General features: G+C 47.2%; 21 protein-coding genes and 1 riboswitch. Of the genes, 4 read left to right on the top strand and 17 right to left on the bottom strand.

Annotated elements, in window-relative coordinates:
* The first annotated feature begins 5 nt into the window (after positions 1 to 5).
* The gene (locus ACTHPG_RS21635; protein WP_440391475.1) at positions 6 to 1,067 is read left to right on the top strand and encodes an NAD(P)/FAD-dependent oxidoreductase; all 1,062 of its coding nucleotides are present in this window, start codon (positions 6 to 8) and stop codon (positions 1,065 to 1,067) included.
* Here ACTHPG_RS21635 and ACTHPG_RS21630 read toward each other — a convergent pair.
* Positions 1,064 to 1,318: a YuzB family protein gene (locus ACTHPG_RS21630; RefSeq protein WP_036605750.1), complete on the bottom strand. Its 255-nt coding sequence runs from the start codon at positions 1,316 to 1,318 to the stop codon at positions 1,064 to 1,066. The genes ACTHPG_RS21635 and ACTHPG_RS21630 overlap by 4 nt on opposite strands.
* An 80-nt stretch (positions 1,319 to 1,398) precedes the next feature.
* Between ACTHPG_RS21630 and ACTHPG_RS21625 the strand changes: the two genes are divergently transcribed.
* Positions 1,399 to 1,644: a NifU family protein gene (locus tag ACTHPG_RS21625; RefSeq protein WP_062837977.1), complete on the top strand. Its 246-nt coding sequence runs from the start codon at positions 1,399 to 1,401 to the stop codon at positions 1,642 to 1,644.
* 100 nt (positions 1,645 to 1,744) lie between these two features.
* Here the strand turns inward: ACTHPG_RS21625 and ACTHPG_RS21620 are convergent, their stop codons facing one another.
* The gene (locus tag ACTHPG_RS21620) at positions 1,745 to 2,524 is read right to left on the bottom strand and encodes an SDR family oxidoreductase (RefSeq protein WP_440391474.1); all 780 of its coding nucleotides are present in this window, start codon (positions 2,522 to 2,524) and stop codon (positions 1,745 to 1,747) included.
* Positions 2,525 to 2,691: 167 nt separating this feature from the next.
* Between ACTHPG_RS21620 and ACTHPG_RS21615 the strand changes: the two genes are divergently transcribed.
* Positions 2,692 to 3,762: a DUF2167 domain-containing protein gene (locus ACTHPG_RS21615; RefSeq protein WP_440391472.1), complete on the top strand. Its 1,071-nt coding sequence runs from the start codon at positions 2,692 to 2,694 to the stop codon at positions 3,760 to 3,762.
* A 56-nt stretch (positions 3,763 to 3,818) separates the two neighbouring features.
* Here the strand turns inward: ACTHPG_RS21615 and ACTHPG_RS21610 are convergent, their stop codons facing one another.
* The 6 genes from ACTHPG_RS21610 to ACTHPG_RS21585 all read right to left on the bottom strand — a co-directional run bounded on the left by ACTHPG_RS21610 (position 3,819) and on the right by ACTHPG_RS21585 (position 9,518).
* Positions 3,819 to 4,658: a MetQ/NlpA family ABC transporter substrate-binding protein gene (locus tag ACTHPG_RS21610; RefSeq protein ID WP_440391471.1), complete on the bottom strand. Its 840-nt coding sequence runs from the start codon at positions 4,656 to 4,658 to the stop codon at positions 3,819 to 3,821.
* Between the two features lie 74 nt (positions 4,659 to 4,732).
* Complete coding sequence (locus ACTHPG_RS21605) at positions 4,733 to 5,392, bottom strand: methionine ABC transporter permease (RefSeq protein ID WP_440391470.1); 660 nt, start codon at positions 5,390 to 5,392, stop codon at positions 4,733 to 4,735.
* A complete protein-coding gene (locus ACTHPG_RS21600) occupies positions 5,393 to 6,427 on the bottom strand; it encodes a methionine ABC transporter ATP-binding protein (RefSeq protein WP_440391469.1) in 1,035 nt (344 codons plus the stop codon). It abuts the gene before it with no gap.
* A 125-nt stretch (positions 6,428 to 6,552) separates the two neighbouring features.
* Positions 6,553 to 6,695: riboswitch (SAM riboswitch) on the bottom strand.
* 139 nt (positions 6,696 to 6,834) lie between these two features.
* Complete coding sequence (locus ACTHPG_RS21595; RefSeq protein ID WP_440391468.1) at positions 6,835 to 7,551, bottom strand: Cthe_2314 family HEPN domain-containing protein; 717 nt, start codon at positions 7,549 to 7,551, stop codon at positions 6,835 to 6,837.
* Between the two features lie 194 nt (positions 7,552 to 7,745).
* Positions 7,746 to 8,684, bottom strand: coding sequence for a COX15/CtaA family protein (locus ACTHPG_RS21590; protein ID WP_091037900.1), 939 nt, complete (start codon positions 8,682 to 8,684; stop codon positions 7,746 to 7,748).
* A 489-nt stretch (positions 8,685 to 9,173) separates the two neighbouring features.
* The gene (locus ACTHPG_RS21585; protein WP_017692403.1) at positions 9,174 to 9,518 is read right to left on the bottom strand and encodes a thioredoxin family protein; all 345 of its coding nucleotides are present in this window, start codon (positions 9,516 to 9,518) and stop codon (positions 9,174 to 9,176) included.
* A gap of 142 nt (positions 9,519 to 9,660) precedes the next feature.
* Between ACTHPG_RS21585 and ACTHPG_RS21580 the strand changes: the two genes are divergently transcribed.
* A complete protein-coding gene (locus ACTHPG_RS21580) occupies positions 9,661 to 10,947 on the top strand; it encodes a DUF2515 family protein (RefSeq protein WP_440391467.1) in 1,287 nt (428 codons plus the stop codon).
* Positions 10,948 to 11,071: 124 nt separating this feature from the next.
* On the opposite strand, the gene ACTHPG_RS21575 is transcribed toward ACTHPG_RS21580, so the two are convergent.
* The 9 genes from ACTHPG_RS21575 to ACTHPG_RS21535 all read right to left on the bottom strand — a co-directional run bounded on the left by ACTHPG_RS21575 (position 11,072) and on the right by ACTHPG_RS21535 (position 22,990).
* Positions 11,072 to 12,700 carry a putative polysaccharide biosynthesis protein gene (locus tag ACTHPG_RS21575; protein WP_440391466.1) on the bottom strand — a complete coding sequence of 543 codons (1,629 nt, stop codon included), beginning with the start codon at positions 12,698 to 12,700 and terminating at the stop codon, positions 11,072 to 11,074.
* Between the two features lie 61 nt (positions 12,701 to 12,761).
* Positions 12,762 to 13,202: a DUF456 domain-containing protein gene (locus tag ACTHPG_RS21570; protein ID WP_047841365.1), complete on the bottom strand. Its 441-nt coding sequence runs from the start codon at positions 13,200 to 13,202 to the stop codon at positions 12,762 to 12,764.
* Between the two features lie 54 nt (positions 13,203 to 13,256).
* Positions 13,257 to 14,006: a Cof-type HAD-IIB family hydrolase gene (locus tag ACTHPG_RS21565; protein ID WP_076253219.1), complete on the bottom strand. Its 750-nt coding sequence runs from the start codon at positions 14,004 to 14,006 to the stop codon at positions 13,257 to 13,259.
* A 731-nt stretch (positions 14,007 to 14,737) separates the two neighbouring features.
* Positions 14,738 to 15,610, bottom strand: coding sequence for a metal ABC transporter permease (locus ACTHPG_RS21560; protein ID WP_036673312.1), 873 nt, complete (start codon positions 15,608 to 15,610; stop codon positions 14,738 to 14,740).
* Positions 15,610 to 16,569, bottom strand: a complete 960-nt coding sequence (locus ACTHPG_RS21555; protein WP_440391465.1) for a metal ABC transporter permease — start codon at positions 16,567 to 16,569, stop codon at positions 15,610 to 15,612. Before ACTHPG_RS21555 ends, ACTHPG_RS21560 begins: the two co-directional genes overlap by 1 nt.
* Positions 16,570 to 16,572: 3 nt before the next feature.
* Complete coding sequence (locus ACTHPG_RS21550; RefSeq protein ID WP_440391464.1) at positions 16,573 to 17,394, bottom strand: metal ABC transporter ATP-binding protein; 822 nt, start codon at positions 17,392 to 17,394, stop codon at positions 16,573 to 16,575.
* Positions 17,395 to 17,426: 32 nt separating this feature from the next.
* A complete protein-coding gene (locus ACTHPG_RS21545; protein WP_440391649.1) occupies positions 17,427 to 18,359 on the bottom strand; it encodes a metal ABC transporter solute-binding protein, Zn/Mn family in 933 nt (310 codons plus the stop codon).
* 248 nt (positions 18,360 to 18,607) lie between these two features.
* Positions 18,608 to 20,584 carry a peptidoglycan D,D-transpeptidase FtsI family protein gene (locus ACTHPG_RS21540; protein ID WP_440391463.1) on the bottom strand — a complete coding sequence of 659 codons (1,977 nt, stop codon included), beginning with the start codon at positions 20,582 to 20,584 and terminating at the stop codon, positions 18,608 to 18,610.
* A 369-nt stretch (positions 20,585 to 20,953) separates the two neighbouring features.
* A complete protein-coding gene (locus tag ACTHPG_RS21535; protein ID WP_440391462.1) occupies positions 20,954 to 22,990 on the bottom strand; it encodes a peptidoglycan D,D-transpeptidase FtsI family protein in 2,037 nt (678 codons plus the stop codon).
* Positions 22,991 to 23,095: the final 105 nt, after the last annotated feature.

Here is a 23,095-nt window from a genome sequence, read left to right as displayed (position 1 = left end):
GAGTCATGAAAAATTTCGTCATTCTTGGAGGCGGTTATGGCGGCCTCACCATCATTAAGGAACTTCTGGAAGGCAAAATTCCATCCGATACACAAATTATTTTGGTGGACCGCAGCCCCTTTCAGGGATTAAAGACAGAATATTACGCACTCGCAGCAGGAACCGTATCCGATTATGACCTGCGCATCCAATTTCCAGTGAACGATAAAGTCACTTACCGTTATGGAGAAGTTACTTCGATTGACCTGGAACAGCGTCAGATTGAATTTGAAGGTCAAGACCCGCTTGTTTACGATAAACTTGTCATTGGACTTGGTTGTACAGACCGTTTCCACAACACGCCAGGCGCAGAAGACTACAGCTGTACCATTCAAAGCTTCAGCAAAACACGCGAGACCTACCTGCGCTTAAATGAAGTGAAAGCTTATGGTAATGTGCATATCGTCGGCGGCGGATTAAGTGGTGTCGAGATGGCAGCCGAACTTCGTGAGAGCAGACCAGATCTGAACATCAGCATTCTGGATCGTGGTGAACGTGTATTATCTTCTTTCCCACAGCGCCTGTCCGTGTATGTGCATGAATGGTTCAACGAGCATCAGGTAGAGACACGCGGGCATATTGCCATTTCACGCGTGGAACCTAATGCCATCTACAACCGGGATGAACAGATTCTAACGGATGCTGTCGTCTGGACTGCAGGTATTCAGCCAGTCAAAGTCGTACAGGATCTGGACGTAACCAAAGACCCGCAAGGTCGTGTCGTCCTGAATGAATATTACCAAATCCCGGAATATACCGATGTTTATGTCGTTGGTGACTGCGCGAGTGTACCCTATGCACCTAGTGGTCAAGCTGCGGAAGTACAGGGTGAGCAGATCGCCCATATTCAGCATGCCCTCTGGAAAGGCGAAAAGCCCAATCCACATCCACTCAAGCTTCGTGGCACGCTCGGTGCACTCGGCAAGAAGTCTGGGTTTGGGCTGATGGGCAAAACGTCCATGATGGGACGTGTACCTCGTATTTTGAAAAGTGGTGTGCTCTGGATGTCCAAGCGCCATCTCGGTTAGTCGAGATCGAGCTCGTCCCAGACATCGGCTTCGGCAATTTTGGCCAGAATGGCGTTATATAGATCTTCCACTTTGTCCGTGATGACAACTTCACCATTCACCAGTGCAAATGGAGTCATAGAACATTGGCCGCAGTTGGTGAGGCAGCCGTATTCAATCACATCATAGTCTGGATTTTCTTCCAGTTGATCCATGACTTCATCTGTGCCAAAATGCATATTGTTGGCACAAAATTCAATAATCGGTCTCATGTAGGTTCACCTGCTTTGTTTGACCATTTTAATTTATGGCCATTTGTAATATAATATAAGAAGGAAAGGAGTTGAAAAATATGAGCGAAAACGCACAAGACACCATGTATGATGAGGTATCTGATGTTCTTGACAAACTTCGTCCGTTCCTGCAACGCGATGGCGGTGACGTGGAACTGGTTGACGTGGAAGACGGCATCATTAAGCTGAAACTGGTCGGTGCCTGCGGCAGTTGCCCAAGCTCCACTATTACCTTAAAAGCCGGGATTGAACGCGCCCTTCTCGAAGAAGTTGAGGGTGTACAAGAAGTCGTACAAGTATTCTAATCAATCCTTCACGAAATAAACCTCAAGAGCCTTTCGCTTCGCATGAAGCGGAGGGCTCTTTTTTTTGTGCGCATATGCAGATTGTGCATTTCAACTCACCTTAGCTATCCTCGCGCTGTATGGTTGGACGAATCGGATCAAGTCCTCCAGATACATCCATAATGTTGCCTGTTATAAAATCGGAATGATCCAGACACAGATACGTAATCACTCGTGCAATATCTTCACCGCTACCCGGACGCCCTCTTGGCGTTTCCTCGTCGGTGATGCCTGCCATTTCATCAATCGTTTTCTCTTTGTTGGCACCACGAATATCTCCCGGGCATACCATGTTGACCGTAATTCCATAAGGAGCTTCCTCAACGGCGAGTGTCTTTGTAAAGGAGACCAGACCTACCTTGGCAGCCGCATATACTGCGCGATGAGGCCATGATCTCGCTTCTCCAGCATGACTGAAGCCAAAATGAATAATGCGCCCCCATTGCTTGCGTCTCATCTCTGGCAATACACGCTGATCCAGCAACATCGGTCCCAGCAGATTTCCCTGCACAAGCATCTGAACCTCAGCTTCAGAGTATTCCGCAAATAATCGTCGTTCACGGACAAATGGACCCGCGTTATTCACCAAAATATCAATGCTGCCCAGGTAGTCTTCCACCTGTTCAACCAATGAAGAGATATCTTCCACCTTGGATATATCCGCCTGGATGGCGATGCACCGCACACCCTTGGCTGTGATCTGAGCCTTTAAAGCCTCAGCTTCTGTTCTGCTGTGTACATAGTTGAGGGCAATATGACATCCCTGATCTGCCAGACTGAGGGCTGTCATTTTACCAAGACCTTTGGCACTTCCCGTTATGAGGGCAATCTTTCCCTTCACGTTCATCCCCCTCTTCAAAGAGCAGTCACTATCCAGTATAAAAGATTTATCGTCCTCCTACAACTCGCTTATCCACAAGGGATTATCCACCTTTAATTCCAAATATATCTTGATTGCAATCAAATACCTATGGTACTGTCGAGGATATAACCCGAAAGGACCTCTACATGAATATGAAGAACAAACGATGGATATCATTTCTTACACTTTTAATGTTGAGTTTATTCACAGTCACTAGCGCCTTACAGGTATCAGCGGAAAGTGAGACGGACCAGGCACCTGATGAATACGATTGGATTAGTGGACCAGCATCGGTCTCTCTGGACGGTAAAGCCACACTGAAAGTCCCGGAAAGCCATGCCTTCCTGGATAAGGCCAACACCCAACGCTCGATACTTAACAGTGGGGGCAAGCCTAATGGGAATGAGATCGGAAGTCTAACCAGCAATAGCGAATACGGCTCGTGGTATGTGGTGTTTGAATACGTGAAGACGGGTCATATCCACGATGAGGATCAAAATCTGAGTGCCGAAGAACTATTAAGCAGTTATATCCGTGGCACAGAAGAAGAAAACAGAGATCTTGATCCTGAATATCGAACGTACATAACGGGTTGGGAAATTGAACCCACATATGACAATACCAAACATCAGTTGGTCTACTCCCTTGGTTTCAGAAATGCTGATCAGCAAGCCATGGTCAATTACAATGTAAAACTCCTGACACGCGAAGGATATATCACAGCCATTCTGGTCACAGATACGGCCACCTTTCAACAGAGCCGCCAAGCCTTCGAGGAAACCGTGCTGGAGCAGCTTAGCATCAATGCCGGGTACACCTACGAGGAATACAATGCTTCGACTGACAAAACATCTACCGTGGGGCTGAACAGCCTACTGCTTGGCGGGATCGGGTTCACAGCTTCCCAAAAATTCAGTATTCTGCTTCTGCTCAAAAAAGGATGGGCCTTGATGCTGGTTGTCGTCCTTGGACTAATTGGTTGGATTAGATACAAAATCAAAAGCTCAAATGGAGAAGAAGAAAACTCTCTCCCTCCGAGAGGACGTACCTGCAGGAAGCGGATGAACAGCAGTATGCTGATCAGAATGAATTGTCTTATTACCGGGAATCTGGACATCACTCCAACGCTGATAAATCAGAAAAACTATGACTTAGCGTGTATCAGGTTCTTAAACAAAATAACGCAAAAAGAGGATGTCCTTCCGTCATATTCATGACTTAGGGGACATCCTCTTCTTACAAGCTTCACATCATATTATACATAACATTCGAATTATTCAGTAGCAGGTTCAACCGCTCCTTTATAACGTTCTTTAATAAATGTTTTCACTTCTTCGGAGTGCAAGGCAGCAGCCAATTTCTGAATTGCATCTGCATCTTTGTTGTCCTCACGGGAAACGAGGATGTTCGCGTATGGGTTACCTTGCAGATCTTCGATCAGCAACGCATCATTCGCCGGATTCAGGTTCGCTTCAAGCGCATAGTTAGCGTTGATGAATACCAGATCCGCTTCATCCAATTGACGAGGCATCATGGCTGCATCCAGCTCGATGATATCCAGGTTCTTCGGATTGGCTGTGATATCTTGAATCGTAGATGTGATATTCGTGTTGTCTTTCAGCGTAATGATGCCTTCCTTCGCCAGCAACAACAGAGCACGTCCCCCATTGGATGGGTCATTTGGAATGGCTACTTTTGCACCGTCAGCCAATTCATCCAAAGACTTAATCTTTTTGGAGTATCCGCCAAAAGGTTCAACATGAACAGGAGTTACAGCAACGAGGTTGAATCCACGTTCCTTATTCTCTGTATCCAGGTAAGGCTGGTGCTGGAAGAAGTTTGCATCCAATTTTTTATCAGCAAGTTGCTGGTTGGGTTGAACATAGTCATTAAACGTAACAACTTGCAAACGAATCCCTTGTGCTTCCAGTTCAGGCTTGATGCTTTCCAGAATCTCTGCGTGTGGTGTAGGTGAAGCTCCAACTTTCAATTCAACCGTACGCGGTGCACCTGCTGAATTATCTGCGCCGCTATCAGCGTCCTTGTTGTTACCGCAAGCTGCGAGAACCGCAATCAGCATAAGGCTAAGTAGAGCGAAAGACCATTTTTTCATGTGTAAAACCCCTTCTCTAATCATTTTTTCATGTGGCATCCGCATCAATGCATAACCATCATGTTATCTATGTGTTATTTCCTGGTGAAAAATGTAACCAAGCGATCTCCAGCCATCTGGAGAATTTGCACGAGAATAATCATCGATACTACGGATATAATCATGATTTCATTTTGATAACGATAATACCCATAATTAATTGCCAGCGTTCCCAGACCTCCACCACCAACCATGCCCGCCATTGCCGTATAAGAGACTAGCGTAACGATGGTGATTGTTATCCCGGCGAGCAAACCAGGCAGTGCCTCAGGCAGCAATACCCGCCTTACAATCTGTCCGGTGGATGCCCCCATCGATTGAGCCGCTTCAATTACCCCCCGATCAACTTCTCGCAACGTCGTCTCCACCAATCGAGCAAAGTAAGGAGCTGCAGAAATAACCAAAGGAGGTATTACGCCGAGAACCCCCGTAGCTGTACCGACCAGTATACGAGTGAATGGAATAAGAGCAACAATCAATATGATAAATGGTACCGAGCGCAAAATATTAACAATCAGGGATAGTATCGTGTAGAATGTCCGTGCCTTGATCGAAGCAGATCGGGCTGTCATGAACAGCAGAACTCCAAGCGGTAAACCAAAGATAACGGTGAACAGGCCTGATACACCCAGAATTTGCAGTGTCTCAATGGAAGCTTTACCAACCTCTTCCCAACGAACGGTTGAAAAATCCATCTAACGTAGCACCTCCACATCAAGTCCCTCAGCGGTTAATTCGGATATCGTCCGATCAATTGCTTTGGAATCACCCTCGAACCGAACGGTCAGCTGACCATAAGGAACCTGTTTAATCGTAGAGATCGTCCCTTGCAGGATGGCAAAATCCACACCCGTCTTACGAACCGTCCTGGACAAAATCGCTTCATACGTTTTGTTCCCCAGAAAGGATATCTTCACAAGTTTGGAAGCAACCCCTATCTGCAGTTCAACGCCTGCATTCGCCAGAGCGGTCTCTTCCAGAGCCAGTCCTGCTTCATGGTCACGCATCATGAAGTCCCGCGTAATGGCATGCTGCGGCTTCAGGAACACTTCCGTTACAGGTCCCTGCTCCACAATGCCGCCTTGATGAATGACAGCCACCTTGTCACAGATGTTCTGAATGACATGCATTTCATGTGTAATCAGCACAATCGTAAGGTTGTACTTTTCGTTAATGTCGAGCAATAACTTCAGGATTGAATTTGTCGTCTGCGGATCAAGTGCTGAAGTAGCCTCATCACAGAGAAGTACATTCGGATCACTCGCAAGTGCTCTCGCAATCCCTACACGTTGTTTTTGTCCACCCGATAGTTGAGCTGGATATTTGTTGCTGTGATTCTCCAGACCGACCAGATTGAGCATTTCCTTCACTTTGCGATCAATGGCATCCTTGGGCGTATTCACAAGCTTTAGTGGAAAAGCCACATTGTCATATACCGTTGCCGAGGATAACAGATTAAAATGTTGGAAAATCATCCCGATTTTGCGTCTCTGTTGCTGCAACTCGGTTTTGCTCAGCTCTGTCAGGTTGATCCCATCAACCCATACTTCGCCCTCCGTAGGCCTTTCCAGCAAATTAATACAGCGAATCAATGTACTCTTACCCGCTCCGGAATGGCCAATCACGCCGTAGATTTCACCCTTTTGGATGTTCAAATTCAGCTCGGATAACGCAGTTGTAGCTTTTTTTCCTTTGCCGTACGTTTTCGTTAAACCTTTTAATTCAATCAATCGCACTTGCCCCTTTCCAACCACCTACATGTATCTTTACCCGATCTAAAGGAAAACTCCCCTTAAAGTACAAAAAAGAGCCCTTTGCAGATACAAAGAGGGCTCTTCACGTGAAAGAATATACCTTCTCATCTGCCAAAATCGTGCCTTGCACCATTTTGTAGGAATTAGCACCTAACATCTATAACGAATGATACATGTATCATGTCGGTTACAAATCGGTTGCCGGGCTTCATCGGGCCTGTCCCTCCGCCGCTCTCGATAAGAAATATGTTGTTGTAGGATTTTATAAGTTCATGTAGTTTATGCTTTATAATGTGAACGTATCTTTAGAGTTATCGGTTCAATCTTCGTCAAAATTATAACTTTCTAATTGAGACTCAGTATATTCCAAGTATTCCGATTTGTCAAAGGGAATTATTTCTTTTCCATATATCATTGATATAACGATAAGAGGTTGTTAACGTTTCACAGACCATATCCACGCCTTGACGCATTTCCTGCACATGCTGATTCAGATCCTCCAACTTCACTTTACCCTGCAACGTCTGGTGAAGCTGCCATAGGTCATCGTGCATTTCCGAGTTCATGTAGTGAATCTCCATATTACGTCGTTTACGCAGCTTGCTCATCGGCTCCCGATAGGAATCCTTGATCTGAATCAATCGCAATGCAAGCTCATGATGCTCTCTTGCATAATCAAACTGCCTTAACACCGTAAAATAAGAAAAATGCGCTTTTGTATTTGAGGTATTCAACTGGAATATTTCATTTAATACGGTGCCGACTTTATCCAGAATGGCAAAGCAGCGAATGAAGCCATCTTTGTAGAAATACACATACCGTGCATACTCGGCTTTTTCAGCAGGCGTCATGTCGTCCGTTGAGCCTGCAACGACCTTTTTGCGAAAATGAGCAGCAGCGAAGCAGCTTTGCTCCAGTTCATCCAGTGAGGAGATGAGTCCCTGAGTCCACACATACAATTTCCGATAGTCGTGCGTGGGATCATGGTCTACATGCATTTGTCGCTGAAATAGCTCAAGCGTATGCGCCATTGCGTCCATCGCTTCCTTCAATTTACCTTCATTGACACGCGGTTTTTCCCCCAGCAACGTTCGCAGCATATACAACCTCCTCTTTTCCAATTCAACAAGAATTCATCACCGTAACACTTCATCCATTCCGTGTAATTGCTGCTTGCCATAGGTTGCCCTGATCCCCCTGACATCAAACAAAGTCCACCTGTCCAATGATGTACATCACTGGATGGTGGACTTTCTATTTAGTTCAAGTACTTTTAAAATGAATGAATCTATATCTAAAACCGATTAACCGGGCGATACAGCTTGTACACCAGGAAACTCATATACGTCAAAACTCCGAACAATATGGCGATATCCAGCATATGAGCAAGAGCTACGAACATGTATACTTCCGGACGGTTCATTGTCACCATCATGAAAATACCAATAACGACTTGCATCAGGATGAGAACAACGGATACCACGCCAAGGGTACGCATTTCCTTGTTGTCCGGATGATTACGGTAGGCGAAGTGACCCAAGATTGCAATAACAATCACGAGCGACGCAGCAGCTGCACGGTGAGCAAAAGCAACAGCTACACCACCCGATAGTTCAGGAATAATCTGCCCGTTACAGAGCGGAAATCCGGAACATCCCCCGGCAGAATCCGTATGGCTTACAAATGCGCCTGTGTATACCACGAGATAGGTGTAAATGGTGGAGAACCAGACCAGATTCCTGAATTTTTTACTAACCCGAGGGTATTTATTCAGGCGCTCCAACCCACCATCTTTTGCCTCCTGCCTTATGCCCAGCGCCATCATTAGGGAACTGGCAAAAGCAATCAGTGCAAAGCCGAAATGCAGTGCCATGACTGCTGACGATTGGGAGAAGACGACGGCAAAAGCCCCCATGATACCCTGGACGATCACAAATACCAAGGTTAAGAAAGAAAACAATTGCAGGTCACGGCGTGACTTGCCGAACCGCAGAAAAGCAACAAACGAGGCAATGGACAGCAATCCAGCCAGTGCGCTTACAGCACGGTGGGAATATTCAATGAGTGAAGCCACAGTATGTGCAGGAACGAGTTTTCCGTTACATAAAGGCCATTCTGTTCCGCAGCCAAGGCCCGACTCCGTTTTGGTTACGATGCCTCCACCGAAAGTGGCCAGAAACATGACAAGACAGGTTAATACGGTTAACCATTTAAACAAAGTTAAGTGTTTCAAATTTTTCTCACCCGCTGTTGGTTTAAGATGGCGAAGAATAGTCTCCGCTTGTTTCGGTACTTTGACACTTATTTCACAACTAAATTCATTATACCGGATAAATTGTTCATTGACGCCCGCGCTTTGTGACAAAATGTTAACGTCTGGTGAAATAATGACCCGCAGGTCATTGAGAATATGTACATACATATTTCTGACTTAGAACATGGCGAACACACAAACGCCATTTCCCTATTTCAAGAGAAATGGCGTTCTTTTTATTATACCCTTTTACAACATGAACCTGTCATACTTTTATATAAGTTCAATGAAACATTTACACAATAACGGAGAGGACAGAAATAACCAGAAGAAGCGGAGTGTTCGCCTTTATCCCCGGATTTCCCCTTTATAAAAGGGATCAAAGAAATCTGGGGATAACAGCGATCGGAAGGTTATTCTGGCATCGTAGTGTTTGTGTAAATATTCATTTATCGAACTTATATAACATCATTTATGAATCGTGTTGTACACTTCAACTGCGCGATCCAGGAACTGCTCAATCTCTTCTCTCGACTTGCGCAGCTTGTTCACATACCGTACAAGTTCGCGGCCATCGGTATACGCTACAAAGCTTGGAATGCCAAGAATGTTCTGCTCTTCACTAACCGTTCCAACCTGATCCACGTCGACCTCAATTAAAGTCAGTTCACGTGCATATTTCTCTTCAACCTCAGGCATAAACGGATCGATGTATTTGCAGTCACCACACCAGTCTGCCTTGAATACGGCAATTGTCAAACGTGGGGATTGGATGGCTACATCAAATGCCGGTTTGGAAGTAATCTGTTCCATTCGATTCATCTCCCTTTCTGTACCTTGTCTTACCCTAAGTGAAGCAAATTGGCGAGTGGAAGTCAAATAATCAGCGCATACTTAGAATAAACCACATGGACTGTGCATTTAAACGCAGTACATCATGAAAGGATGTCACATCATGACTTCCACCAGAACCGATTCTTCCAGCGAACAGCATCATGGGTCCCTCCTGCAGATGGTTCGTTCCCTTCCTGGAGCCGCCCGGGAAATCTGGCGCGGGAAACAAGCGGCTTGGCAAGCTTCAACACAGCTTCGTCACCCCTTGCGTGACATCGCGTGGGATACCGATACGGCAGCTGCCCTTCAGTCTGAAGTGGAGCGTTTGCTACCTGCCAGCAACAAGGCTTTTGCACGCACTGATCAGGTCCAAAGCGCACTCATCTGCGAAGAAGATTGTATTATTCTGGAAGAGATTAAGACACTGACCCAGGAGCATAATCGAAGTAATATCACTCGCACGGCGGCCTATCTGGAATGTTATGAGCAATGTCCCGAACTGCATTGGGCACTGCTGGCCCATATGGTCTCTCGTAACGGTGGATATCACATGACAGATCTTCAGAGTGATTTGATGCATAATCTGCAGAATCAGAGCGATCGCGAGCATATGTATCGGCTGCTGGAGCGATGCAATGCACTCATTTTCCAGGATGCCTATCCCCAGCTTCAGCTGTATATGCACAGTCGCCGGATCGGACGAAGCTGCTTCCATCTCTTGTCGCACTTTCACGTCTCGGCGTTCATGACGCCGTTTTGGGAACGTTTTTGGCTGGAACGGTGCAGTTCGCTGCTTAGTGTGGCGTTAATTATTAATGAGCAGAACTATATCGAGAGCCGGGTCGTGCAGCATCCTTATTTTCAAAAAGAAGTACTCTCCAAATCCGCATTCCATCTGCATAATCTGGCAGGTCTGAACCATATCGTTTTTCCTCTTGGACGGGGAGCAGGACTTGCAGGACGTGTCATTGAGCATTTTGGCAAGTTGGATGAGCGAATCATGTTTGGCAAAGGCCTATATGCTCTGTTGTTTGGCATGGAGCAAGTACACACACAAGTATTGGCGTTCGCACGTTCGGTTCCCCATCGTGGCTCGCGTGCTGAATATTGGCCTGGCCTGTTTACCGATCGTGAAGATGAGGCGGGTGATCATACATTATACGCTCAGGCGTTATTAGATGACGAGTGGCTCCCAGAAGGGCAACGATTATATAGTCCGGAACTGCTTGCTGTATGGGGGGATACACCATATGAACCGATCACCAGACATGACTGGCTTCAGACTCGGGATTGTCTTGGTTATCTGACGGCACCACGTCGGCCATGGCTGTTTGAGATGAGTCACGAACATCGTTATGGCATGCTGAAAACTGCACTGGCTCATGATGCCAAAGCCATCATACACTAATGCTGAGGATCTCTAAAAATACAAAAAGCCCTGTCCGCTTCAATAGCAGACAGAGCTTGTTTTATGAGCTTGCTTGTATCTATTCTCACTAAATCTTAAAGGTTGAACGATGCTCCTCGCATTCTTAAGCTCTTTGCCCAGCTCCACGTTGGAGACGCATAAGTGGACGGAGAATTTTTTGCAGAATACGGGGGTAACTTCCCAGCTCGTCCTTGCGCAGTACACGCAGCACAACCATGAGAACCAGATACACCACCACCACAAGCACACCAACCACAAGGCAAGTAAGCAAGAAGGATACACGCGCTGGCAGGAACAGTCCAAAAATCATATTTCCAATCCAGTTCGTTGCAAATCCTACACCTGCTGCAAGCAAGACCGTAATGATAAACCCTTTCCAACGATCTCCCATGATGGAGAAATCAACGATTTTGCGCAGGACACGCAGATTCAGGTATGTGATAACCAGGAAACACAGTGCCGTTGCAATAATGATGCCGTAAATACCAAAAATCGGCGCCAGAATCAGACTTGCGACCAATTTGATCACAACACCTGCCGCGACACTGACCATCGTTATCCGCGGTTTCCCTACCCCAAGCAAAATGGAGTTAGTGGTCATCATGGTAATCTGGAAAATGGTACCGAATGTCAGCAAGGCAATGATCGGCGTTCCATCCAGATTGGTAAACAGCAATCCGTTGACCGAATACGCCGCCGCACATAGTGCAATGACAATCGGCATACCTGTCAGAATTGAAATACGCAAGGCAAGCGTAACCTGACTCTTCAGATGAGCCTCATCCTTGCGGGCAAATGCTGCCGAGATGACAGGCACCAAGGATTGACTCAAAGCGATAGCGAGAATCGGAGGAATGCCCGCAATACTTTGGGCCTTCGCCCCAAGGATCGCAAGAACGCCTGTTGCTTCTTCAAGTCCGATCTGACCACTAAGCAGTGGTACCACAAGGGATGAATCAATGAAGTTGATGGCAGGAACCGCAAGTGAGGACAGCACAATTGGAATAGACAGCTTGAAGATATCACTGTAGATGCCGCGCATCGGTAATTGCTCTGCACGTTCGTAATTCAATTGGGCTGCCCGGTCGCTACGACGCAGCTTTAAGGTGAAGTACAACATGACACCAAAGGCACCCACACTTCCTAATACCCCGCCAAATGAGGCACCCGCAGCAATCGTTTGATCATCGTAATTCCATTGCAGCATGACATAAGCCACGATAATGGCTGTACCTACACGGGCAAACTGTTCCACAATCTGTGAAATACCCCCTGCTGTCATGTTGCCGCGTCCCTGGAAATATCCACGCATCATCGCAATGGCCGGGAACAGCAACAAGGCTGGAGCCAATGCGCGAATGGCGCTGACCGATGCCGGTACTTTGGAGACATACGTGGCATAATAAGGAGCCGCGAACCACAATAAAGCAGACATGACTACCCCGGCGACAGCCGCAAAGATCAGGGCTGCACGGTAGATCTGTTGGGCTTCACCCGCGCGTCCGAGCGCATAACGTTCCGATACCATTTTGCTAAGTGTACTCGGTATGCCCGCCGTTGCGACGGTTAACAGCATTAAATATACCGTATTGGAGATCGTAAACGATGCGTTACCGACGTCTCCGAGGATATGCTCCAGCGGCACCCGTTGAACCAATCCGAGTACTCTCGCGATCAGCGCAGCGGCCGCCAGAATGAGCGTACCCCTTATGAATGTTTCTTTCTTAGACAAACGAATTCCCCTTCTTTCCTCCACACCGGACATGCATCCCGTTGAAGCTAATCCTGAACAATTAGGCGAATCTTACCACCCAGATAATAAAGAGAACAATCATGACGATTTGCAAAATAATTTTCATCACGGTGCTCGTAAATAGCCCCACCACGGAACCAAATCCAACTTTTGATGCTTTGGAAGGTGAAGACCCTCCGATTAGTTCCCCGATAAAAGCACCGATAAATGGTCCCAATACCAGTCCGAATGCCGGAATGACAAATGGGCCAATGATCACACCAATGGTACTGAGCGTGGTCGATAACTTGGAGCCACCAAACTTCTTCACGCCCCATGCGCTGACGACATAATCAGCCACGAACAACACAACCACAATCAGAATCTGGATGATCCAGAACCACACACCGAACGGATCAAAACTAAAGAACCAGCCGTAGACCAGAAACGCAAAGAAAATCGCTACAGCACCAGGCAGTATAGGATAAACCGTTCCAGCCATCCCCACTGCAAACAGCAGCACAATTAAAATCCAGGCAATGGTTGCGAGCAAAGGTTACTCCCCCTTCAAAATATGTTCACGGATCACTTCGACGATGCCGTCTTCATTGTTACTCGCTACGATCAGATCAGCCGCTTCCTTCACCTGCTCTTGCGCATTACCCATAGCTACACCCAAACCTACCGCCTCAATGACAGCCAGATCATTCAGACTGTCTCCAACAGCAACAACTTCGGACATCTCAATACCCAGCAATTTGCAGACTTCCGCTACACCACTCGCTTTGGATACCCCGGCAGGGTTGATCTCAATATTAACGGGTGAGGAGTTGGTCATTTGCAGACCACCCATTTGTTGCAGTTCCATCATGATCTGGTGACGAACTTCATCCACTTCGGTATTGAAGCCGAATTTCAACCATTCCAGACCTTCAATATTGTCCGTCCAACGGTCACGATTGAACAGTTCTTCCACGGAGTATGCCCAGTACCAGCTGTTATATTTCTCACCAATCTCCTGCATTTGACGAATCAATGCCGGGTCCATCAGATGACGCATATGCAGATCATGCGGTGCTTTCCAGACTTCACTACCGTTAACGGTAACCATCGGTGTCTCGAGTCCAAGTTGGACCGCATAAGGCATCGCGTGGAATACTGCTCTTCCCGTGGAAAGGCACACATGTACACCCCGACGAATGGCGATCTGTATCCACTTGGCGGTCTCCTGCGTAATTTCATGGTTATCATTAAGCAATGTTCCATCCATATCCAATGCAAGCAATTTGTATTTCAGTTCACTCATACAGTAGTTCCTCCTAGGTTGTCTCTCTCTCCAAATTGAACTCATGGATATCCATTCAGGCACTACGCGGACAGAAAACCTTTCGAGTCGTAGTATCTTTGTTTTAGAATTACCTTTTTCTTTAGTGTATTGAGATTATACGAGGTAACCGTTACGTGTACGGATCGTCTTCCGATCGCTGTTGTCTGCAAATTTTCTAGATTCTCTCTTCTTAAGGGTTAGAAATTCGGAGACAGCGTATGCTTTCGAAGCAGCTTTCTTGCAGAAAGCTTTCAGGCGAACGCTATCGCTTCTTCAGATCGATTCCGCCCCTTCACTACATCACCTTTGTATTTAGAGCTCATAACACCTACCATCAAGAAGGAAATTCATAAACAAATTTCCCTTCTCTAGATCCTTTCTGCCCTCTCCGTTCCACAATGGTTCTCCATTTCAACTTAAAGGTTCTCTTTATCTGATTTTAAACATTCTTTCACAACAAGATCGCCCGGCACCCGTAACAACGGACGCTCCGGACGTCACAGCTAACGACATTTTACCACAGATCATCTGTATGCAACAAAATAACCCGTAATCGGCAGGATGACGCTACAATATCTTTTTATATTGTATATCTTATATGCGGTTGCCCTTTGTAAAAGTCATACGTCCAGACACGCAAAAAACCGCCTGCCTTGCAGACGGCTTGTTATAATCTTCTTTTTCCCACCTATAATTCACTTGAAATTCAATTACCTTGCTGCGAATTTGCGACGAGCATAACGGAATATGATACCATGTTTCGGAGACAGCAGCAGTGCGAGAACAAACAGAATTCCAGCAACCGCCACCATGCAGCCCGCGATGGAAGCATCCAGAGCGTATGCCATGATGTAACCTCCAACCGAGGAAGCTGCCCCGATCAGGACGGCATACAGAATCATTTTCCCCAGACGATCTGTGAGCAGGTAAGCCGTCGCCGCAGGTACAATCAACATGCCCACCACGAGAATCGAACCAACGCTTTCAAATGAAGCTACGGATGTCATGGAAACGAGTCCCATGAGTAGATAGTGGAACAACACTACTGGAATACCGCAGGCCGCAGCCAGCGCCGGATCGAAGGCACATAGCTTGAACTGTTTGTAGAACAGCCCAATGACGACGAGGATGACCAGCAAAGTGATGCCCAGCATCCAGACTGCTCTCGGCCCGACATCCGTACCTCCAAGGGTTAGTGTATCCCACTGTACATAAGCGATCTCGCCGAACAAGACACAGTCCAGATCCAGATCAATGTGCTGAGCGTTCAAACTAATGAGAATGACCCCTACGGCGAAGAGTGCTGTGAACACAATTCCGATGGAGGCATCAGACGAGAGTCCCCCTGCCTGCAAACTCTGTATGAAGAACACGGTCAGTAGTCCAAACACGGTGGCACCGAGCAGCATCCACAAAGAATCTCTGGAACCGCTCCACAGGAAAGCAATCGCAATACCAGGGAGAACCGCATGACTTATCGCATCCCCGACCAGAGCCATTCGCCGCAAAATCAGAAAACAACCGAGGATGGCACAAGCAGAAGATACCAATACAGCCGTTAAGATAATCCAAAACGTTGCCATTACATCTCCCCCCGTTCCTGCTGATTCCGCTGTGTGGCGAGAGTCTGAAGTGTAGCCCGCTCTTCACGCATATACGCGGATTTGGCCTGAATACTGCGCAACCGCCTTGCTAATAATCCACGACGCGGAGCCAGCAGGGCCGAACCGGCAAAGAGTAGCGTAGCCGCAAGAACGGTTACAGGTCCTGTCGGCAGATTAGGGATAAGCGTGCTGAAGATGGTCCCTGTTGCACCGCTCAGTGCACCAAATATGCCTGCCAACACCACCATCAGTGCAAGTGAGTCGGTCCAGCAACGTGCCGCTGCTGCAGGCGTTACCAGCAAGGCTGCAACAAGTACGACACCCACCGCCTGAATTCCGGCCACCACCGCGATCACCGTCAAGAGCAGGATGAGCTGCTCTAACATGGCCACTGGCAGTCCCATACCTCGTGCAAATCCCGGGTCAAAGCTGACCAGTTTGAATTCCTTGAACCAAGCCAGACAGGCGATCAGTAGCACGAGACATACGCCCCCCATGACATACACATCCGTCATGACCATGGATGCCGCCTGCCCAAACAAATATTTATCAAGTCCGCTTTGGCTTCCGCTCGCTCCATGCTGGATACGTGTCAGCATCACTACACCAATCCCGAAAAATACGGTCAACACAATGCCCATCGCCGCATCTTGCTTGATCCGGGAGTAGCGCGTAATCCACGAAATTCCGAAGGTAGCAACGATACCAGCCACCAGCGCACCAAACAGGAATAATCCTACAGACTTCGTTTCCGTCAACATAAATGCAATACAGATCCCAGGCAGAGCGGCATGGGCAAGGGTGTCCCCCATCAGACTCTGCTTACGAAGGAAGGTGAAGGAGCCAATAATTCCACTACTGAATCCAAGCAATAGACAGCCTAGCAAGATCCAGCGTGTATTGGGGTCGGACAAGATGGCAACGATCCAGTTCCACATGCACTACACCTTGCCTTTCTCCGTCCGGCTTCCGATCATGGCAATCCGGCCTCCGTACGTCTCTTGCAGTGTATCTGGTACAAATACTTCACTTGTCGGCCCACCTGCCACCAATCGTCCATTAAGCAACAGCACGTGATCGAAGTACTCCTCAACTGTCGCCAGATCATGGTGAACAACCAGTACCGTCTTGCCTTGTTTCTTCAACTGTTCCAACAGGGAAATGATTGCTTTCTCCGTGGTAGCATCCACACCTGCAAATGGCTCATCCATGAAATACAGATCTGCGTCTTGCACGAGTGCCCGTGCCAGAAAGACACGCTGCTGTTGTCCACCGGACAGCTGACTGATCTGGCGGTACATATAATCGCCCATCCCGACTTGCTCCAGGCAGTGTGCTGCCAGGTCCCGCTCCTTTTTCCCCGGACGACGGAACCAGCCCAGATGACCATACCGTCCCATCATCACCACATCGAGTGCATGCGTAGGAAAATCCCAGTCGACCGATTCCCGTTGGGGTACATAACCGATGCGGCGACGTTGTTCCCGGTACGATTGTCCGAAGATCCGTACCTCGCCATGCATCTTCGGTACCAGTCCCAGAATGGCTTTGATCAGGGTCGATTTTCCTGCTCCATTCGGTCCCAGTATTCCGATGAGCTGTCCTTCCGGGATATCGAAGGATACGCTGCTAAGCACCGGCTTTTTGTGATAGGCAACGGCCAAATCCCTCACACTAAGAGGAGCCGACGTAGGCTGCGTTCCCTGCAAATGGCTGTTGCTCAGATTCGTAGGAGTTTGTTGCGATAAAATGGTATCATTCATAATCCTGTAACTCCTCTCTTCATCGGATTTCTTTATTTCAGGGCTTCTACAATCGTCTCAACATTGTGGCGAATCATACCGATATATGTGCCTTCTTCCGTTCCTTCAGCCCCCATGGCATCCGAGAACAGTTCTCCACCAATGCTGACCGTATGCCCTTTTTGAGCTGCTCCGGCAATGATGGCTTCCATCGCTTTGGCAGGCACACTCGATTCAACAAACACAGCTTTGATATGGTTATCCACGAGATAATCTCTCAGTTCGCTAACATCTTTTGCACCATATTCGGCTGCTGTACTGATGCCCTGAAGCCCCATCACTTTCATGCCATAAGCCTGACCGAAATATCCAAATGCATCATGTGCCGTAACCAATACCCGGCTTCCTTCCGGAATCTGCAAAATCCTCTCACGTACCTCGGCATCCAACTCTTCAAGCTTCGCCAGGTAGGCTTCTGCCTGAGCCTTGTATTCTTCCGCATGGTCCGGGTCCGCCTTCACGAGCGTATCGCGTACGGCTTCTGCCGCATGCATCCAGTGGCTGACGTTAAACCAGACGTGTGGGTCATATTCCGTGCCGCCTGTATCTTTGCCTGAGTGTAATTCCTCGACTGGAATGCTCTCTGTAACGGCTGTAACCAGCTTGCTTGAGGACATTTTCTCCAAAATGTCTGTCATTTTGCCTTCGAGATGCAGTCCATTATAGAAAATGACTTTTGCTTGTTCCAGCTTGCGAATATCACCTTGGGATGCCTTGTACAAGTGGGGGTCAACGCCCGGGCCCATGAGCCCGGTAACATCAACATATGCTCCGCCTACCTCACGTGCTACGTCAGCGATCATGCCTGTTGTAGCGGTTACTTGTAGCTTGCCGCTGCCAGTCTCTGCATCCCTTGAACATGCCGCAAGAACAACAACCAGAGCCAGAGCTGCTAGTGTTATGAACCCCCTCTGAATGCTCCTCATCTTCACCTTTAACAATTCAATCGTCCCCTTTCCCTCTCCTAAAAGTATTGTCCACATCTAATTTTGTTGTACAAGGTATTAAGTTTTAATCAAGACTAATAATGTTTCCCTTGTGCAAATTTTATCCGAAGCTAAAAAAAAAGGCAAGGGATTATTTCCCCTGCCTGTCCAAATATACATTTAATTCACTTCATGAACCTTTTGGTCACGATGTTAAAAGAGCTAACTCCCGCAATGCTTCTTTTGCATTATTCTTTATCCTTGCCTTCGTCTTTCTTCCCTTTCGGCGTCCCATCGAGACCATATACTTCATCATATGCATCAAAAATTTTCCGTGCGATTGGCGAGGCACTCACTGACCCGAACCCACCTTCCGGTACAACGACAGCTACAGCAAGCTTTGGATTATCCCGTGGTGCAAAGGCGATAAATACACCATTCTCTTTCTTGTTCGGTCCGGTCCCCTGCTCTGATGTTCCTGTTTTCCGAGCATAATCGTAAGGGAAACCGTCAAATGAACTTACTTTGGTAACCATACCTTTATGAACTTCATTCCAGTGCGCATCGGCAAAATCAACTTCGTTGAGCACCTTAGGCTTAATTTTTTTCACCACATTGCCATCCGCATCACGAATTTCCTTCACCAAGTGAGGCTCCATCCGTTTGCCTTTATTGGCAAGCATGGTCGTGTATTGGGCGAGTTGCATCGTGGTGTACTTGGCTTGTTGTCCAAAGGAGGCAAATGCCAAACGTGTTAGTGCTGATTCGTCTTTATTATTATATTCTAGCCTACCCAGAAATTCATTAGGCAGATCTACACCGGTGGACACACCCAAGCCAAATTCCTTCATGTGTTTGTCCCAGATATCAATTCCTTTATCCGAGCCATAATTACGTAACAAACGTTTACCCACCATATCAATCATGAAGGCATTGGAGGATTTCTCAATCGCTCTTCTCGCCGTAATAGAACCATTATAAGCCGAATGCGAGTTCTTCACTTGTCGTCCGTCTTTCCCCAGAATGGCATATCCCTGATCATGATAAGTCTGTCCGGCTGTAAATAACCCCTCTTTCAATCCAATCAGCACACTTAGTGGTTTGATAACCGATCCAAGAAGTACTACGGATTCCGCTCGACTAGGCTTGGCATCATTCGGCGGGAACGACTCAGTGGTGCCGTTCCGGAATACATATTTAATTTTGTCATAATCCCAATCATTCGGATCATAATCCGGCATACTCGCCATAGCCACCACATTTCCCGTATCCACTTCCATGGCTACTGCATACCCCGTAATCGCCTTCGGGAGTCTGCGCAGTTCGTCCGTAATCGCCTCTTGTGCAGCCATCTGAATTTCCTTGTTGATGGTGGAAACCAGACTGTAGCCTTTCTCCGGTGGAGTCTGGAGCATCGTTCCATCCGGCAGATTACGTGCATCAATATCAATGGACTGGTAGCCGCTTCGTCCACGAAGTTCCTCCTGGTATTGAAGCTCCAATCCATCGAAGCCAACCTTCTCCTCCTCATGGTATACAAGACCAGGATCACGCTGGGTACTTCCCCCTTCGCGGATGGCCTTATATTTGGCAAGGCTGTCTGGTGCCCGCTTGAACTCTCTTGTGTAACCGACAACCTGAACCGCTACACCATCCGGGTCATATTTCCGTATGTTCTCTTCCAGCACCATCACGCCTGGATATTCCGCTTTTTTCTCCATGAAAAAAGCGATCTCTTTGGTCGACAGATCCGACTTCACCAGCCTCGGCACATATCCGAACGTTTTCTGGTAATCCAGATCCAGTCGTTTAATGATCTCTTCTGCATCCGGCTGTTCCTTGTCCCCTGGATTAAACTGCTTAAACACAGCGGCCAGATCATGTGCCAGTTCCTCTGCTTCCTGCCTGCGTTCATCGTTCCGATAATCCTCATATAAGAGCACATAGAGCGACTGTACAGGTTCCGAGTAAGCAAGCGCAATTTCTCCCGTCGCATCATAGATGGGACCACGAACAGGTGCCAGCGGAATATCTTTGGTATTACGACTCGTTTCCATATACGTCAGTTCAGGCCCCTCCACAAACTGCACAAAGGCCAACCTGAAAATAAGGATACTAAATATGACAAATGCCGCGAAAAAAAACAGATTCAGCCTTGCGGTGGAAGGCTTATTGACGGGTGCATCTTCCTCGGTCATGGGTTTCTTTTTCAATCGGTTAAACATCGTCTTAAGCCTCTCCCGTTCCTCTATAAAAATAAAATAATTATCCATATTGCGCACGTAATCCATCCGATATTTAATCCTTACTCATCCAAGTCTACCAAAGGTTAGCTGTCACGTCTTTCAATTTTTGGTTACATTTTCGTAATCAGAACCATTCGATTATTCAATCTACTGTTCTACATGTAAGCACTGACATATCAACGTTAACATGTTCTTTAAAAAAGCGTTTACCCTTCCCTTATATAAACGTCGCATAGCTCATATGGTTACATATTAATGCAACTAATTAACTCATTCTTAGGAGCCATTCTCCGCATAAAAACAAAAAAAGAGGACCCATAGGGTCCTCTCTGTAATCAATATCTCACATCACTGTGTGCCTGATTCCGATTCTGAATCTTTATTTTTGTCCTTTTTCGGTACACCGTCGAGTCCGAATTCTTCGTCATACGCATCGAAGATCGCACGCGCAACTGGAGCCGCACTGCTCGAACCAAAGCCCCCTTCGGGAATAACCACAGCGACAGCAAGCTTCGGATTATTACGTGGTGCGTAAGCGATAAACACCCCGTTATCCACCAGTTTACCGCCGACGAGTTGCGTCGATGTACCTGTTTTTCTGGCAAAATCATAAGGGAAGCCGCTAAATGCCGAAACTTCGGTAGCCATGCCTCGTTGCACCTCGTTCCAGTAGGCATCGTTAAACTCTACCGTGCTGAGTACCTTCGGTTTAACTTTCTCAACCACATTACCTTCCGAATCCCGGAACTCGTTAACCAATTGTGGTTCCATCCGTTTTCCTTTGTTCGCAAGCATCGTGGTGTACTGTGCTAACTGCATGGCTGTGTATTTTCCTTGCTGACCAAAGGAAGCATACACAAGTTTAGTGAGGGAGCTCTCTTCACTTCGGATATATTCCAAATAACCAGGATATTCATTCGGCAGATCAACTTCCGTCTTCACGCCAAGACCAAACTGCTTCATGTAATCATCCCATACACCAATACCTTCTGCACCATACTTCGAATACAGCTTCTTCCCGATCTCGTCAATCATGAACACGTTGGAGGAATGACGAATCGCATCATGCGGACGCATCGCACCATACACATGCCCTGATGAGTTCTGTACTCTACGGTTGTCACCACCAAAGGTCGTTGAACCTCTATCCTGATAAACGGTATTGGTCGTAAAGAAACCCTCTTTCAAACCAATCAATACGCTAAGCGGTTTGATCGTGGAACCGAGCAAGACTACAGACTCAGCACGCTTGCCTGTATCGTCTGGCGGGAAGCCCCGGATCGTACCATTTTGATAGATATATTTTATTTTATCGTAGTCTTCATTGCTTATACCGCCGGTTCTCCATACATTGGTATCATAATCCGGCATACTGGCAGCAGATACGATTTTCCCCGTATCCACTTCCATCGCAACTGCAAATCCGGTCTTTGCATTCGGATGCAATCGACCAGAAACCGGGTTACGATGAAGCCAGCTCAACTGGTCCAGAATGGCCTGTTCTGTTTTCACCTGAACGTTCTTGTTAATGCTGGATATCAGGTCGTAACCTTTCTCCGGCGGGGTAGAACCAGCTACACCTTCAGGCAAGTTACGCAAATCGACATCGACGGACGTATATCCGCTTTTGCCACGCAGTACATCCTGATATTGCAGTTCAAGTCCATCAAAACCAACGAATTCGTTCTCTGTATACACCAGACCCGGATCTGTTTGCGCTTTGTTGGCCTCGTCCACTTCTTTGTATTTGTTCAGGGATTTCGAGCTTCTGAACTTCTTGAGATATCCGATGGTCTGAACCGCCACTGTATCCGGATCATAGAATCGCACACTCTCCTCAACAATCTGAATGCCCTTGAACTCATCCTTATGCTGCAGGAAGTAAGCTACTTCTTCTTCGGACAGATCGCTCTTGATCAGACGCGGCATGAAGCCGTTCGCCTTACGTGAATTCAAGTCCATCTCTTCAATGATCTGCTCCACTGTAAGTGACTCCGAATCCTTCAGCTTGTACTGTTCGAACACATCATGCAAGCGGGTTGCAATATCCTGCACTTCCCCTATGTTAGGACTCGGTTTCCCATCAACATCCCCATAGTTTTTATACAGCGTCAGGTATAGCGACTGAATGGGCTTGGAGTATGCCAGCTTCACCTCACCTGTAGAATCGTAGATCGTGCCTCTCACAGGGGGAAGCGGTACATCCTTCGTAATGTTACTTGCTTCTTCCTGACTAAGTTCAGGGCCTTCGACAAATTGCAAAAACGCCAAACGTACGATAATAACGCTAAAAATAACAAAGGAAGCGAAGAAAAATACATTCATTCGGTAGCTAAATCGCCGTTTGTCTGTAAGTTCCTCCTTCTCATTGGAATGCTTTTTCATCCATCCTACCTCTTTCATGACTTGATGCATACCGCTACAACTGATTCTTCCCGGCATGATAACCTGGCAACGTCGTCATATTACGTACCCATGTCCATTGTATGG

The sequence above is a fragment of the Paenibacillus sp. SAF-068 genome (assembly GCF_051967555.1).
Lineage (GTDB): Bacteria > Bacillota > Bacilli > Paenibacillales > Paenibacillaceae > Paenibacillus.
The sequence above is the reverse complement of the archived record's forward strand: the minus strand, read 5'-3'. Positions and strand labels throughout refer to the sequence as shown.

Bases quoted from the DNA above. Each gene is read 5' to 3' on its own strand.
- ACTHPG_RS21635 (WP_440391475.1), top strand. From the start codon at position 6: ATGAAAAATTTCGTCATTCTTGGAGGCGGTTATGGCGGCCTCACCATC.
- ACTHPG_RS21630 (WP_036605750.1), bottom strand. From the start codon at position 1,318: ATGAGACCGATTATTGAATTTTGTGCCAACAATATGCATTTTGGCACA.
- ACTHPG_RS21625 (WP_062837977.1), top strand. From the start codon at position 1,399: ATGAGCGAAAACGCACAAGACACCATGTATGATGAGGTATCTGATGTT.
- ACTHPG_RS21615 (WP_440391472.1), top strand. From the start codon at position 2,692: ATGAATATGAAGAACAAACGATGGATATCATTTCTTACACTTTTAATG.
- ACTHPG_RS21610 (WP_440391471.1), bottom strand. From the start codon at position 4,658: ATGAAAAAATGGTCTTTCGCTCTACTTAGCCTTATGCTGATTGCGGTT.
- ACTHPG_RS21605 (WP_440391470.1), bottom strand. From the start codon at position 5,392: ATGGATTTTTCAACCGTTCGTTGGGAAGAGGTTGGTAAAGCTTCCATT.
- ACTHPG_RS21595 (WP_440391468.1), bottom strand. From the start codon at position 7,551: ATGCTGCGAACGTTGCTGGGGGAAAAACCGCGTGTCAATGAAGGTAAA.
- ACTHPG_RS21585 (WP_017692403.1), bottom strand. From the start codon at position 9,518: ATGGAACAGATTACTTCCAAACCGGCATTTGATGTAGCCATCCAATCC.
- ACTHPG_RS21580 (WP_440391467.1), top strand. From the start codon at position 9,661: ATGACTTCCACCAGAACCGATTCTTCCAGCGAACAGCATCATGGGTCC.
- ACTHPG_RS21570 (WP_047841365.1), bottom strand. From the start codon at position 13,202: ATGGCTGGAACGGTTTATCCTATACTGCCTGGTGCTGTAGCGATTTTC.
- ACTHPG_RS21565 (WP_076253219.1), bottom strand. From the start codon at position 14,006: ATGAGTGAACTGAAATACAAATTGCTTGCATTGGATATGGATGGAACA.
- ACTHPG_RS21560 (WP_036673312.1), bottom strand. From the start codon at position 15,610: ATGGCAACGTTTTGGATTATCTTAACGGCTGTATTGGTATCTTCTGCT.
- ACTHPG_RS21555 (WP_440391465.1), bottom strand. From the start codon at position 16,569: ATGTGGAACTGGATCGTTGCCATCTTGTCCGACCCCAATACACGCTGG.
- ACTHPG_RS21550 (WP_440391464.1), bottom strand. From the start codon at position 17,394: ATGAATGATACCATTTTATCGCAACAAACTCCTACGAATCTGAGCAAC.
- ACTHPG_RS21545 (WP_440391649.1), bottom strand. From the start codon at position 18,359: ATGAGGAGCATTCAGAGGGGGTTCATAACACTAGCAGCTCTGGCTCTG.
- ACTHPG_RS21540 (WP_440391463.1), bottom strand. From the start codon at position 20,584: ATGTTTAACCGATTGAAAAAGAAACCCATGACCGAGGAAGATGCACCC.
- ACTHPG_RS21535 (WP_440391462.1), bottom strand. From the start codon at position 22,990: ATGAAAAAGCATTCCAATGAGAAGGAGGAACTTACAGACAAACGGCGA.